This window comes from Ureibacillus sp. FSL E2-3493 (assembly GCF_038077515.1).
GTDB classification, from domain to species: Bacteria; Bacillota; Bacilli; order Bacillales_A; family Planococcaceae; genus Ureibacillus; species Ureibacillus halotolerans.
On record NZ_JBBOPK010000001.1, the window covers coordinates 318,499 to 331,398 of the forward strand.

Consider the following 12,900-nt stretch of genomic DNA (forward strand, 5'->3'; position numbering starts at 1 on the left):
TTCAGGAAAGAGAGGGGATCATTGAATGGACAATTCATTCGTAATAAGTTTAGATGAAAGTCATTCTTTAAATTTTTTAATTTACTTACAAAATATTTATCTTAACCAACATCGTAGCGGAGAGCATTTAAAGTATCCCTACTTGTCTACGACGGTTCCGTTTAAAGAAGATTTTGAGTCAAGATTCAAAGAACTATGGGAAGAGGTATTACAAAAAATTTCGGATGAAAAAGTTCATGATTTAAATTTTTTTCATAAGGAAAGAAACCGGTTTTATGAAAGATTCTTCGTAATCAATGACAGTAGTTTAAAGTTATTTGATGAAATTTACACAGCTTTCCAAGTTTGGTGGAGTAGTAATGTAGGGCACTTTGCAATCGAGAGGTCAGTGGATGAAATGGTGCATCCAGTTTATTTAGAATTGGCCAATTTTCTAAAGGTAAGTAAAAGGACACCTAAAACAAATTTACATATTAGTTTACTATATGATGATTGTTTATTAGTGAAAAATGAAGTTTCTTCTTACTTTGCCGTCCTTTCTTTAAACGATATGTATTATAAACAAGATCAATTGGCTTCAAAATTAAAAGGGTGTTTAGATTAGGGGAATTAATTCTCGCCTAATGAAACGTATGGGGAATTGTAACGTACAATAACTAAAGGGGGGGAAGTATATTGAAATATGTAATCATTGGTTTTATCCTTTCATTAGTAGGAATCATTGTATCTTTGGTATTTTGGGATATTCATATGATTCCTGTTATTACTAGTAGTATCGGTGTCGTTTTTTTAGTTGCTACACTGATTTTTTCGGGAACACTTGTAAGCGGAGATCGAATTAGGGCAAATTACGCCACCGAATCGGAAGAAGATCGGAAGAGCCGATATAAAATGTTTACTAGCTCACTTTTACTTGCTATCCCTAATTTTATTGTGTCTATCGTTTTTTCCTTTTTATTGAATAACGGATAAGAAAAATCCTTACTTTTAACAAGTAGGGATTTTTATGAATTCACATATAGCGTATCAGTTGAAATCGATTGACCGAGTTGCTTTAAGTAATTGTGTAATTGCCCACGGTGATGGTATAAGTGGGTGATGGCATCGAAAGTAACTTTAGCTTGAGTCACTTTTTCTCCAAAGGGATGGCGGATTAGCTTCGTATTAAATTCATCATTTGGTATCGCTTTAACAAACGTTTCTAACTTTTTAAATCCATCTAGGAAGAAATGATATAAGCCAGGGGTATCAATATGGTTAATCAAAAAGGGTTCATCCAATGGGAAAATACATTCATCTGGCAGTTGCTCCAGAATGTTCGCCGTCATCATCGGAATACCAGATATGTGATTCACAAGTGAAAAAAGACTTCTCAAATTATTATGGGGAGCCCAATCAGCAAAATCTTCCTTATACAGTAAAATATAATGACTTATATTGTCTTTTAAAAAATATAGCTCCTTTAACAAAATTTCTTTATTCATTCCGTATCCTCCAATAGATTTAATAATGTTTATCTAATAAAAGAAGTACATAACTAGATGCTGCAGTAAAATAGGCAAGTCGTATCACAATGTACATAAAGTGCTCCATTGAGGACAGTTTTCTTGCTCGTTTCGCTTTCTTTAATTGCAACAAATAAACAATGGTACTTAAAAATAGAATTGAAATTGAAATATCAAACAAATTTTCTAATAGATTGACCAATGTACCCATCTCCTTATTAAGAAGATACGGATATTACCTTCGAAATATGACAGTTGCTTACCAACCCTTTTAATCTACGGTCCTCTGCTTATATTTCCAGAAAAAGAAATAACCTACTTCACCAAGGCAATAAAAGAAAAAGAGTCTAAATAGAATGGTAGGATTTAAATTCGAAAATAGAAAATAGGAAATTATAAAACCGATAATCCATCCAAATAATATGTAAGTAAAATGCTTTGCTCGCATTTTTAAATAGTTCAAATTTATACCTCCTAAATGTATGACCAATCCATGTGCCAAAGTTAAAGGACCAACAAAACCGCATCAAAAGCAAAAAGATTCTTGATTCTCCAAATAAGAGGGGGACTAGCACAAAAGGTAATAGGCGATAAATTGAGCGATTATATATTCTATGAAATATTATTTGTTACACATGACAGTAGTTTAAAGTTATTTAATGAAATTTACACAGCAGTTGAATTATGGTGGATTATTAAAATTGGGCATTTTACCCATACCTACAAGCTGTTGATCGTGGTAGGTGTATATTACTTACTATCTTTATTTAAACATTTTTTAACGTATTTAATGATCAATTGAGTGAGTCCCAACTTTTACTATTTTACATATGTTTAGTAATTATTAAAAATTTTCAGGAGGATTTATAGAATAATTTACCTTTTCAAAGTAGGTAACTCAATTTTTCAAAACACATTAATTAGCTAACTTTATAAAACAATCTACTTCGATAAAAAAGTGTGGAAAGCTATAAACTAAAAGAGTAGCAATTTGCTACTCTTTTTTATTATTATTTATTTATAAGATTACATCTGTCTTCTAATCCTACTTTTTTCTTTATAGTAACAGTTTTAGTTTTCCCTGTTTTCGATTTACGTCCATCAACACTTATCCATTCCTGCAATTTTACTTTATAATGATTGTAAACATCTCTTGTTTGATAAGCACCTTTTTTATTTTTTGGAATACTACATGACATAGAATCAGTTATCTTCTTTGTACTAGTAAAGCTAGATTTCAAACCACTTTTAATTTCATTATAACTAAGCTCAGCATAGCTCTCCACACTCCAAGATGTTGAAGTTTCATAGGAATATGTCTTTGTAGCAGGACCATGCGTATATGCAGTTCTAGTAACCCAAGAACCGTATGTAGTTTTAATTAAAGAAGAAGAAGATTGCATCCAATAAGTGTAAGTTGGCTCATTACCACTTAAAGCCTTAGCTTCTTGGCTTGAAGTAATACTGAAACCAAAGACCATTATTAAACAACTAAAAACCAAAAATAATTTTTTCACAAAAATACCTCCAATGTTGATATTTTACAATTTCTAGGATAACAATTTTTGTATAAATTTATCAATTATTTTTGGTTATTTTTGTAAAATATTACTTTTTAACTCTTTTTAATCCTATATATATTAAAATCAAACCTATTATAATAAATAAAATAGATGGTATGTATAAAAGGTTGCTTAAATGAATAGTATCATTCACAAAATTGCCTAAATGATGAACAGCTAGACTTACCAATCTATGCATAAATAACATAAAACTACCAGTTAAAAAGAATAAAGTACCTACAATATAATTTGTATTCATAAATTTACCTCCGAATATTACTTAACTATAATTCTTACACAAGTAATCTAACTATTTCTTCTCTATTAAAAATACATTTTACTATAAACAAGTAATAATTCCTTTTTCCATTTTAATTCATCTTTTTCTTTCAAACGCTTGTTTAATACTTAATCATTTTGGTAATTCTGGGAATACGCTGTCATATTTATAATTTCAAAGCGACTTCAACATATTGTATAAATGATTTTCTTCCATCCTTTTATTATTCCTATATAATCTTATAAAGAAAAGTGTGGTAACTTTAACTTACAACTTTTGGATAAAATGGACAACCCCTTATTTGATATAAAATTCTTAAAGGAACTTATTGAAACCTTAGAGATACAGTAGAACAGCTTAATTAATAATAGTAATTACTTAGTATACGTATTGGATATTTAGTTATATTCAATCCAAATGGTGAATATCCATTAATTCATTAAATTTGAAAAAAGTTCTTCTGCCTTTAGATGCGATAAAATATAGCTGGTTTACTATAGATTTTCTATATTCCGTGTCTCTAATGCTTAACTAATTTATACCTCCAAAATAGCTAGTGTTTTTCCTTACCAGATGATTAATTTCTTCTCCAATGATTCGAATTCCTTCCTCGATTTTCCTGTTTTCTACTTGAGAGACGCTCAAACGGATGACGTTTTCTTTTTTATATGGAGGTAGGTACATGCCTGTCGCATCTTGAACAAGAACGTTTTTCTTTTTTAAAGAATTTACGAGATGGGATGCCTTCAATGGATAGGGCAATTGAATCGAAGAGTAAAATCCAGATTCGGCACCGGTGAAGGTTACTCCTTCAGATAAATAGGTAAGGAAAGCCCTTTTCAACATCTCGCCTTTTTTCTTATAAATTGTCCTTAAATTTTGTATATGGGCATTATACATCCCGCTTTGCAAATAAATTTCCAAGGCACCTTGCGTTAAAACAGGAGAGTGGACATCGGCAGCAAACTTTGCTTTCGAAAAAAGCTCAATAAGCGACTCAGGTAAAACAGCGGCCCCAAGTCTTAAGCCAGGTAAAAGTACTTTTGAAAAACTTTTCGTATAAATGACTCTGCCAGAAGGGTCGTAGGTAAACATCGGATCCGCTTTTTTCCGTATATCAAGATCTCCCATATAATCATCCTCGATAATGAATACATCATATTTTTGGGCCAATTCAACGATCTTCTTCTTTTCCTTATTTGTATAACTATAGCCGGTAGGATTTTGAAATCTGGAAACAGTATAAAAGAATTTAATAGGCCGTTCTTTAAAGATTTTTTCTAATTGTTTCAAGTCGATGCCTTCTTTTGTTATTTCAATCCCAACTGCATTCAGCCCTCTTGATGAAATTGACTCAATCATACTGAAATGAGTTGGCTGCTCGATACAAATTTCCGTCTTGCCATTAGGGAAGGGGAGGGCTACTAAAATATCAAGGGCTTGTTGGGAACCGGAAACGACACAAATTCTTTGTGCTGGTGCAAACACTTGAAGTTCTTGCAATTGCTTCGATAATTGGGATCTTAAAATAGGTAAACCGAGGGGCTCGGCGTATTGAAACATGTCTTCTTTATATAATTCGATTGCCTGATTCATACAATGTTGATAATCACGGTAAGGCATATGCCATTTGTCAGGACCGGCAGAAACAAAATCAATCATTTCCTCTGTTTCGGAATCTAAATGACGACTGCCGACGAGATAATAACCGCTTTTTGGAACAGCATAAATTTTATGTTGCTTTTCCAATTCATTATAAGCTTTAATAATTGTATTTTTACTACATTTAAAGGCCTCTGAAAGGGCTCGGATAGACGGCAATTTCCCTCCGGGTTGAAGGCGGCCGTCAGCAATTTGTGCATGAATTTCATTCATAATTTCTTGATATTTCGTGTCCATATTTAAATTTCCACCCCTTATTTTGTATGGGTACAGATGGCGTTTTTACTATCTACCGGAAATGAATCTACCTCTTTAGTATAAAGGATGGAAGTTCCAAAAACTTCTAAAATAAGGAGGTTATTCAAATGGACAAGGTAAAGAAAGGTTCAATGAAAAAGGTTTCTAGTTTCATAGGGTTGTGTTTACTCTCAATCGTCCTTGCTTTTACTACTTTTTCTTCAACTCCAGGCGCGGAAGGTAAAAAAACGAAGGAATTGCATATTGAACAATTATTTGATGGAAGAGATGGCACGATGGTTTTGAAAAATTTAAAAAATGATCAGATGTATGTCTATAACCGTGAGAGAAGTGAAGAACGATTCACACCCGAATCGACTTTTAAAGTGCCGAATTCGTTAATCGGTTTGGAGACAGGCGCAGTAAGAGATGAGTATGAAGTGAAAAGATGGGATGGAGTGATAAGAGAATTTGAAAGTTGGAATCGGGATCACACCTTAGCCTCCGCTATAAGGGAATCCGCTATTTGGTTTTATCAAGATATGGCGCGGGATATCGGGGTAACGAACATGGAAAAGTTTGTGAATCAAATAGGGTATGGAAATAGAGATATATCTGGTGGAATCGACGAATTTTGGCTCGACAGTACATTGGAAATTTCAGCAATAGAACAAGTAGACTTTATAGAAAGCTTAGTAGAAGAAGATCTTCCTTTTACGGAAAAGAACCAAAAAACCGTCAAAAGAATTTTGATTCAAGACGAACAGGATGAGTATACGCTCCACGGTAAAACGGGAACGAGACTTTCAGATATGGGATTAGGATGGTATGTCGGCTTTATTGAAACGGAGAAAGAAACATGGGTGTTTGCTGTTAACCTAGATGGCTCTGGAACAGAATCAAAACAAATTACGGTGGAAACGTTAAAGAAAATGGATATTCTTGATGAAGAGTAATAGGTAGTAAATTTCAAATTGTTTAGAAGTCATTTTGAAATCATTCAAATGGCTTCTTTTTTTATATAAATGCACTATATTTCTAGCAAATTAAATTTTTTGAAAAAATTTAAGTAAAAACATTTGACTAATCTCAAGCAAGTTTGTAGGATTTAATTAACTGATGAGTCAGTTAGGAGGTGTGAGTGGTGCAAGATCGAATGCGAAGGCAGGATAGAAAACAACAATTATTGGCGATTGCATTAGAATTATTTGCAACAAAAGGCTTTGAGAATACGAAAATTTCTGACATAGTAGCAAAGGCTGAAGTATCACAAGGGACTTTTTATTGGCATTTTGAAAGTAAAGAGGCTATTTGTTTAGAAATGTTAGAAGCTGGCCGTGTTCAAATTTTAAATGCAATCCAGATCGGATACCGTACAACGAAAGTAGATGTGCAAGATTCGGTAGTCTCTTCCATGAATATATTTGAACATATATTTCAATTTGCTGAAGAAAATCCATTTTTAATGCAAATCATACTAAAAGGGATTCATTCACAGCCTACATTACAAGCAAAAGTGGATGAAATTAAAACGGATATGGAAGCTGCTTTTGCAAAGAATATAAGAAGGGCAAAAGAATTGCATATGACAAACGAGCGCATCAATCCGGAAATGCAAGCTGTTTTTGTCATGAGTCTCCTTGAAGGCGTTTTATCGCGATGGTTATTTAAAACATCTTCATCAAGCCAAGTATTACAGCATCATTCACTACAACAAATTATTGAAGAGACCGTTAAATTTGAATTTTTCGGTATTTTCGGAGTCTAAAACAGGAGGGAAAAAACATGAAAAAGGCAAAATGGTTAATATCACTTGTAGCAGTTACTTCACTAATATTAGCTGCATGTGGAACAGATACAACGAAAGATTCAAAAAAAGAAGAAACAAATGCTCTTGAGCAAATTCAACAAGATGGCAAAATGACAGTTGGTATTATGGGGACATATGCGCCTTACAATTACTTAAACGAAAATAAAGAATATGATGGATTTGACGTAGATATCGCTAAAGAATTAGCTAATCGACTAGGTGTAGAAGCAGAGTTTGTCGCACAAGACTTCTCAGGTCTTATTCCAGGCTTACAAAAAGATAAATTTGATATATTAGTGAGCCAAGTAACGATTACGGAAGAACGTCAAAAACAAATTGATTTTACAGAACCATACATTACAAACCAAGTAAAAGTCATTGTAAAAGAATCCAATACAGACATTCAATCAAAAGAAGGCTTTAAAGGGAAAAAAATCGGTGTTGGACTAGGTACAAATGATGAAACGTATTTACGTACAGAATTAATGCCTGAAGTTGGAGATTTTACAATTAATACGTACGACGATGTCATTACAACTTTAAAAGATTTAGATGCAGGTCGTATTGATGCAACAATTAACAATGTATATGCTTTAAAACCTGTCATTGAAGAAAACGGATATGCGATTAAAGCAGTTGGCGAACCAATCAAATCCGATAAAGCGGCCGTTGCGGTGAAAAAAGGAAATACAGAGCTTGTTGATGCATTAAATAAAGCATTAGAAGAAATGAAACAAGATGGTACGTACGAAGAAATTTTCATGAAATGGTTTGAAGAAGCACCACCAGCAGAATAAGAAAGTAGGTCACTACAATGGATTTGGTTATTGAAAATATCCCCTTTTTACTAAAAGGGGCATACTATACTTTACTTATCACAGTGGTGTCAATGTTCTTTGGTTTAATAATTGGTTTAATTACCGCGGTTGCCCGACTGAAGGGCAATCGCTTTCTACGTATGATTGCAAGAGTATACGTTTCAATTATCCGTGGAACACCGCCACTAGTTCAAATTGTCATTGTTTACTACGGTTTAGTCGACTACGGTATTGAATTTGGACCATTAACAGCTGCATGTATCGCTTTAAGTATTAATATTGGTGCTTATGTTTCGGAAGCCTTCCGTGGTGCGATTGAATCCGTACCAAAAGGTCAAACAGAAGCAGCGATTGCAACGGGGATGACCGAACGTCAAGCAATGCGCCGTATCGTAATTCCACAAGCTGTACGTTATGCAATTCCACCATTAGGAAATACCTTTGTCGGGATGTTAAAGGAAACATCACTCGTTTCAGTCATTGCAGTGACAGAATTAATGCGTTCTGCCCAACTGTTAGTATCTCAATATTATGTGTATATGCCATTTTATTTAGCAATTGCTGTCATGTATTGGATAATGAGTACGTTCTTTACGTTTATATTGCATAAAATTGAAAAACGGTTGTCTGTTTACTAAAGGGGGCGCAACGCATGATTGAGATTAAACATCTACAAAAAAACTTCGGAAAAAACGAAGTATTAAAGGACATTTCATTAACGATTCCCGCAAAACAAGTCGTAGCAGTAATTGGTCCTAGTGGTTCTGGAAAAAGTACGTTTTTAAGATGTATGAATGGGTTAGAGGCGATAACGGGCGGCACAGTCAAAGTGAATGGACATGTCATTGACCCACAAGCGCAAAGAAAAGTTTTACAAAAAGAAATACACGCCATCCGCCAAGAAACAGGGATGGTATTTCAACAATTTAACTTATACCCACATAAAACTGTTGTGGAAAATGTCATGGAAGCACTGCTCGTTGTGAAAAAAATGAATAAAGAGCAAGCCTATGTCATTGCTTCCGACTTACTTTTAAAAGTAGGTCTTGCCGAGAAAGAGGAATCCTATCCTTCTCAGCTTTCAGGTGGTCAACAACAACGGGTTGCTATCGCACGAGCCCTTGCAATGGAGCCAAAGTTAATGTTATTTGATGAACCAACATCGGCGCTAGATCCAGAGCTAGTAGGAGAAGTATTAAAAGTAATGAGGGATTTGGCGGAAGATGGGATGACGATGGTTATTGTAACCCATGAAATGAAGTTCGCAAAAGAGGTAGCAGATCGGATTTTATTTATGGCGGATGGTGTCATTGTGGAAGATGCTAATCCAGTTGAATTTTTTGAACATCCAGAAACAGAACGAGCACAAAAATTTTTACGGCAAGTTTCAGAATTTTAACTTGGAACATGAAAGGAAATGAGCAAAATGCAAATTAAAGCAAAATGGCAAGGTGGACGTGCCTTTACAGCAGTTGGACCGACTGGCTATCCCATGACGATGGATGCGACAGCTAACTATGGTGGAGAAGGGAAGGCGGCAACACCAACAGAGATGTTACTTGCTTCATTAGCCGGCTGTATCGGCATTGATGTGACAATGATTTTAAAACCTCATTTGGACGATATTGAAAACATTGAAATTACAGTAGATGGTGTACGTCGTGAAGAATTACCAACAGCTTTCACTGCAGCCACACTTACATTTGTAGTGGATGGCAATATTACACCTAAAAAAGTATGGCGGGCCATTCATTTAGGGGAAGAAAAATATTGTGCAGTATCTGCATCCTTAAAAGCTGAAATCAATTACAAATTAATTTTAAATGGCGAAGAAGTAACTGCTGAGCAAATATAATGAAAAATGATTGAAAGAGTTGTATCGTACATCTCTTTCAATCATTTTTTGTTTTAGAGCATTTCACCTGAATAGAACGAACTAGCTAATTTGTCAAAGTCATATTCTTTCAGTTCCTCTAAAGTAATATTAGCGTGTGCACCTTCATGGACCATCAAGTTACTGTTTTCACCAACATGAATTAAAATAACCGGCTTATCCGTAGCATAAGCATACCCAAGTTCCCATGCTGTTCCGCTGTCTGAATAGTTTCCATGGTAAATGCCTACGACAATTTCAGCCCACTTAATATGTTTAATATCATCCATAAATGTTTCAATGGACCATTGGCGTGAACCTACCTCAGCGTTTGGCGATGCCGACTTTCTCATTGGAGAGAATACTTTTAATTGTTTCTCTGCTAAAATCTCCTCAACTTGTTCCAAATAACGAATCTCTTGATCGTTAAAAAAAGGACTAGCTAAATAAACTCTTTTCATTTCGTGTGACCCCCTGAGTGATTTTCAAAAATCACTTCATTATTAACCAATACTACGGTTAATCATAATCAAGTCTACCCATCCCTTCAATAACAATTACTTAAATAAGTTTGTTGGACGTTTTTTGAGTTGAAGGAATCATTTATTTAAAGAAATAACGAGTCCCATGATTGAGTAATGAAATTAAAAGTGCAAATGTAGGGGAGTAAAGTTGTAGAAGGAGAAAGTCAATTTTTATTGAAGTAATAAAAATGACCGAATATATTCAAATTTTAAAAGTTTAGAAAGGAGACAGGGCAATGAAAGTAAAATTGATATTATACTTATTTCTAATCTTCTGTTTCTTACCTACTTTAGTAAGTTGTGAGAATTCTAGTAGTCCGGAACCTGATATTGTTACAGATAACGCGAGTGTAGAAGGGATCATAATATTTGATAAAAAGTCAGGGAAAAAAATTCTAATTCAAGATACAAATTTTAACTACGATGATATGGAACTACCTTTAAATACTTTATTAGATAAATATTATAATAAGGTACTATTTCTGAGTTTTAAAGATGAATCACTTTTAGAACATATACAAACCGGGCAAAAAGTAAAGGTTTGGTATAGTGAAATTCTAGAATCGAATCCTCCTACTTACAAAGTTAATAAATTAGAAGTTTCAGAAAATTAAAATTAATAAATTTACAGATTATATAAATAATGGTATTATTTAATTGGAAATTCTATCAATAGGAGGTTAGGAAATGAGAAGGATTATTTCTGCAGTATTATTTGGATTGATGGCTCTCGCTATTACAGTTAGTCCAAGTTTTGCTAATACTATTTCAAATAGTAATAGCCCCTATGATTTAATTAATTCTAAAGGTCAAATTATTAAGTATTCAGATTTAAAAAACAAAGTACAGAGTTTTAATGTTAATGAATCAAGTGGTGAAGTTGGAAGCGGTATCGTTTTGCCGGAAAGAGAAATACCTAAAGATCCTAATAAACCTACGATAAACTTGGGTACAGGTCAGATAATTGGTGAAGATAAAGAGTCTAAAAATATTTCTCCTTTTGCAGTCATTGGTACAGATCAACGTACAAAGGTTACAGATACTACTAAAACTCCACATAAGCAAATAGCTTACGTTGAATTAGAATATGATAATTTTTATGCTGCATGTACAGGTACTTTAATTGGTAAGGATTTAGTTTTAACAAATGCTCATTGTGTGCATGATTTAGATACAGGTGAAAGTGCAGTAGGCGGTGTGGTAATTCCAGCATTAAAGGACAACCATTACTCATACGGTGCATATTTTATCCAAGATTATTACCATCCAGTCGGGTATTCAAACTCAGGAGATAGTCAATACGATTTTGCCATTCTAAAACTTGAAAAGTATGGGTCATATGATGCTGGTGATATTGTAGGATACCTTCCATATAAACAAGTAACAAACCTATCAGGAACTACGATTAAAATATATGGTTATCCAGCAGATTTAATAGAGGAAACTGGATTATACAATCAATGGGGAATGTCAGGAACTGTTAGTCAAGAGTCTACTAACTTAGCATATTATACGATTGACACTTTTAATGGACAATCTGGGTCCGCAATGCTTAATACTTCAAATCAAGTTGTCGGAGTTCATAATGCTTCATATAGATTACAGAATGGAAATGTTATAAATGGAGGCCCAAAAATGACGAAACCAATGGTAGACTTTATAACTTGGGCTTCATTACAATAAAAACGAATTTTTATATAAAAGAGCCAATAAAGGCTCTTTTTTCTTTTCTCTCACTTTTAGTCAAATTCTCAGAATTATACAATATAGAAAGTGTCAGTCCGTTCATTTTAAAAAAGAAAAGCGAGGCGAATAAATATGAATCATTTAGAATGGGTAAAATTTGCAGAAGAAGACTTTGATTACTACTTTCAATTAGTTTCCGATGAAAAGGTGATGGAGCAAATTACTGAACGGGCTATTCCTTTCACTGAAGCCCAGGAGAACTTTCAAAAAATATTAGAACGGAATCGAAAATATGATATTTTTGGAACTTACAAAGTGTGCGAGGGTGGAAAGTTTATTGGTCTAGGCCATTTAACGTTGAATGCAACCAATGAGGAAGAAGCTGAAATCGGTTATATGATAGTGCCTGAGCATTGGGGGAAGGGTTACGGAAAGACGATTGGAAGACAATTGGTGGAACTTGCCAAAGGAACAAACGTCACAACGTTAAAAGCAATTATCGATCCGAATAATATAGCGTCTAGAAAAATTTTAATCAATCTCGGTTTTGAATCAGAAAAAGTTTGTGAAATAGACGGGTTACCGGGAGAAATTTTAAGCCGGGCAATTTAAATTGAGGAAAGAATTCAAAATTAGGCGGTGTTTTATGAAAAAAGTATTCGTAACAATTGGATTCGCTATCATTATTGCTGGAGCACTTGTATTTTACAATAAGCTCTACTATCCATCGCTACCAATAGAAACTATAAGCAAAAGGGAAGTTTTAGAGAAACTAAATACTTCTGATCAACCAATCGTTTTTTTATCAAAGGAAAATGGTCAAGAATGGTATATAGTACACACTCCAAATACATCCGAATCTGACGAAATAATTAAGCGAATGGTTAGTCAAAGTGGCTTGAGTGGTAATCGCAGACATATTGATGTAGCAGTGTTACCTTAA

18 protein-coding genes are annotated in these 12,900 nt (G+C 33.9%); 12 read left to right on the top strand and 6 right to left on the bottom strand.

Going from position 1 to position 12,900, the window contains the following annotated elements:
* The first annotated feature begins 25 nt into the window (after positions 1-25).
* Together MHH69_RS01695 and MHH69_RS01700 are read left to right on the top strand one after the other, a co-directional pair.
* Entirely contained in the window at positions 26-604 is a 579-nt protein-coding gene (locus MHH69_RS01695) for a hypothetical protein (RefSeq protein ID WP_122973448.1), read from the top strand.
* A gap of 71 nt (positions 605-675) precedes the next feature.
* Positions 676-972, top strand: a complete 297-nt coding sequence (locus MHH69_RS01700) for a DUF5316 domain-containing protein (protein ID WP_341361583.1) — start codon at positions 676-678, stop codon at positions 970-972.
* Positions 973-1,004: 32 nt separating this feature from the next.
* Here the strand turns inward: MHH69_RS01700 and MHH69_RS01705 are convergent, their stop codons facing one another.
* The 5 genes from MHH69_RS01705 to MHH69_RS01725 all read right to left on the bottom strand — a co-directional run bounded on the left by MHH69_RS01705 (position 1,005) and on the right by MHH69_RS01725 (position 5,246).
* A complete protein-coding gene (locus MHH69_RS01705) occupies positions 1,005-1,484 on the bottom strand; it encodes a DinB family protein (protein ID WP_341361584.1) in 480 nt (159 codons plus the stop codon).
* 19 nt (positions 1,485-1,503) lie between these two features.
* A complete protein-coding gene (locus MHH69_RS01710; RefSeq protein WP_122973445.1) occupies positions 1,504-1,716 on the bottom strand; it encodes a hypothetical protein in 213 nt (70 codons plus the stop codon).
* 799 nt (positions 1,717-2,515) lie between these two features.
* A complete protein-coding gene (locus MHH69_RS01715; protein ID WP_122972997.1) occupies positions 2,516-3,022 on the bottom strand; it encodes a hypothetical protein in 507 nt (168 codons plus the stop codon).
* A gap of 91 nt (positions 3,023-3,113) precedes the next feature.
* Complete coding sequence (locus tag MHH69_RS01720) at positions 3,114-3,326, bottom strand: hypothetical protein (protein ID WP_122972998.1); 213 nt, start codon at positions 3,324-3,326, stop codon at positions 3,114-3,116.
* A gap of 552 nt (positions 3,327-3,878) precedes the next feature.
* Positions 3,879-5,246: an aminotransferase-like domain-containing protein gene (locus MHH69_RS01725; protein WP_341361585.1), complete on the bottom strand. Its 1,368-nt coding sequence runs from the start codon at positions 5,244-5,246 to the stop codon at positions 3,879-3,881.
* A 152-nt stretch (positions 5,247-5,398) separates the two neighbouring features.
* Between MHH69_RS01725 and blaOXA the strand changes: the two genes are divergently transcribed.
* From blaOXA to MHH69_RS01755, 6 genes are all read left to right on the top strand, one after another.
* The gene (gene blaOXA, locus MHH69_RS01730) at positions 5,399-6,202 is read left to right on the top strand and encodes a class D beta-lactamase (protein ID WP_122973029.1); all 804 of its coding nucleotides are present in this window, start codon (positions 5,399-5,401) and stop codon (positions 6,200-6,202) included.
* A 188-nt stretch (positions 6,203-6,390) separates the two neighbouring features.
* The gene (locus MHH69_RS01735) at positions 6,391-7,014 is read left to right on the top strand and encodes a TetR/AcrR family transcriptional regulator (RefSeq protein WP_341361586.1); all 624 of its coding nucleotides are present in this window, start codon (positions 6,391-6,393) and stop codon (positions 7,012-7,014) included.
* A gap of 17 nt (positions 7,015-7,031) precedes the next feature.
* A complete protein-coding gene (locus tag MHH69_RS01740) occupies positions 7,032-7,853 on the top strand; it encodes a substrate-binding periplasmic protein (protein WP_341361587.1) in 822 nt (273 codons plus the stop codon).
* 17 nt (positions 7,854-7,870) lie between these two features.
* Complete coding sequence (locus tag MHH69_RS01745; RefSeq protein WP_122973002.1) at positions 7,871-8,512, top strand: amino acid ABC transporter permease; 642 nt, start codon at positions 7,871-7,873, stop codon at positions 8,510-8,512.
* Positions 8,513-8,526: 14 nt separating this feature from the next.
* Positions 8,527-9,273: an amino acid ABC transporter ATP-binding protein gene (locus MHH69_RS01750; protein ID WP_122973003.1), complete on the top strand. Its 747-nt coding sequence runs from the start codon at positions 8,527-8,529 to the stop codon at positions 9,271-9,273.
* Positions 9,274-9,300: 27 nt separating this feature from the next.
* Positions 9,301-9,729 carry an OsmC family protein gene (locus MHH69_RS01755; protein ID WP_341361588.1) on the top strand — a complete coding sequence of 143 codons (429 nt, stop codon included), beginning with the start codon at positions 9,301-9,303 and terminating at the stop codon, positions 9,727-9,729.
* Positions 9,730-9,782: 53 nt separating this feature from the next.
* Here MHH69_RS01755 and MHH69_RS01760 read toward each other — a convergent pair whose 3' ends face one another.
* Positions 9,783-10,208 (bottom strand): nucleoside 2-deoxyribosyltransferase, encoded by a 426-nt coding sequence (locus MHH69_RS01760; RefSeq protein ID WP_341361589.1) that lies wholly within the window; start codon positions 10,206-10,208, stop codon positions 9,783-9,785.
* A 299-nt stretch (positions 10,209-10,507) separates the two neighbouring features.
* Here MHH69_RS01760 and MHH69_RS01765 point away from each other — a divergent pair, with 299 nt between their 5' ends.
* From MHH69_RS01765 to MHH69_RS01780, 4 genes are all read left to right on the top strand, one after another.
* Positions 10,508-10,885 (top strand): DUF3221 domain-containing protein, encoded by a 378-nt coding sequence (locus tag MHH69_RS01765; protein WP_341361590.1) that lies wholly within the window; start codon positions 10,508-10,510, stop codon positions 10,883-10,885.
* Positions 10,886-10,958: 73 nt separating this feature from the next.
* On the top strand, positions 10,959-11,954 hold the full coding sequence (locus MHH69_RS01770) for a trypsin-like serine peptidase (protein ID WP_341361591.1): 996 nt from the start codon (positions 10,959-10,961) through the stop codon (positions 11,952-11,954).
* A gap of 135 nt (positions 11,955-12,089) precedes the next feature.
* Positions 12,090-12,569 (top strand): GNAT family N-acetyltransferase, encoded by a 480-nt coding sequence (locus MHH69_RS01775; protein WP_122973008.1) that lies wholly within the window; start codon positions 12,090-12,092, stop codon positions 12,567-12,569.
* A 34-nt stretch (positions 12,570-12,603) separates the two neighbouring features.
* Positions 12,604-12,900 carry a hypothetical protein gene (locus MHH69_RS01780; RefSeq protein WP_341361592.1) on the top strand — a complete coding sequence of 99 codons (297 nt, stop codon included), beginning with the start codon at positions 12,604-12,606 and terminating at the stop codon, positions 12,898-12,900.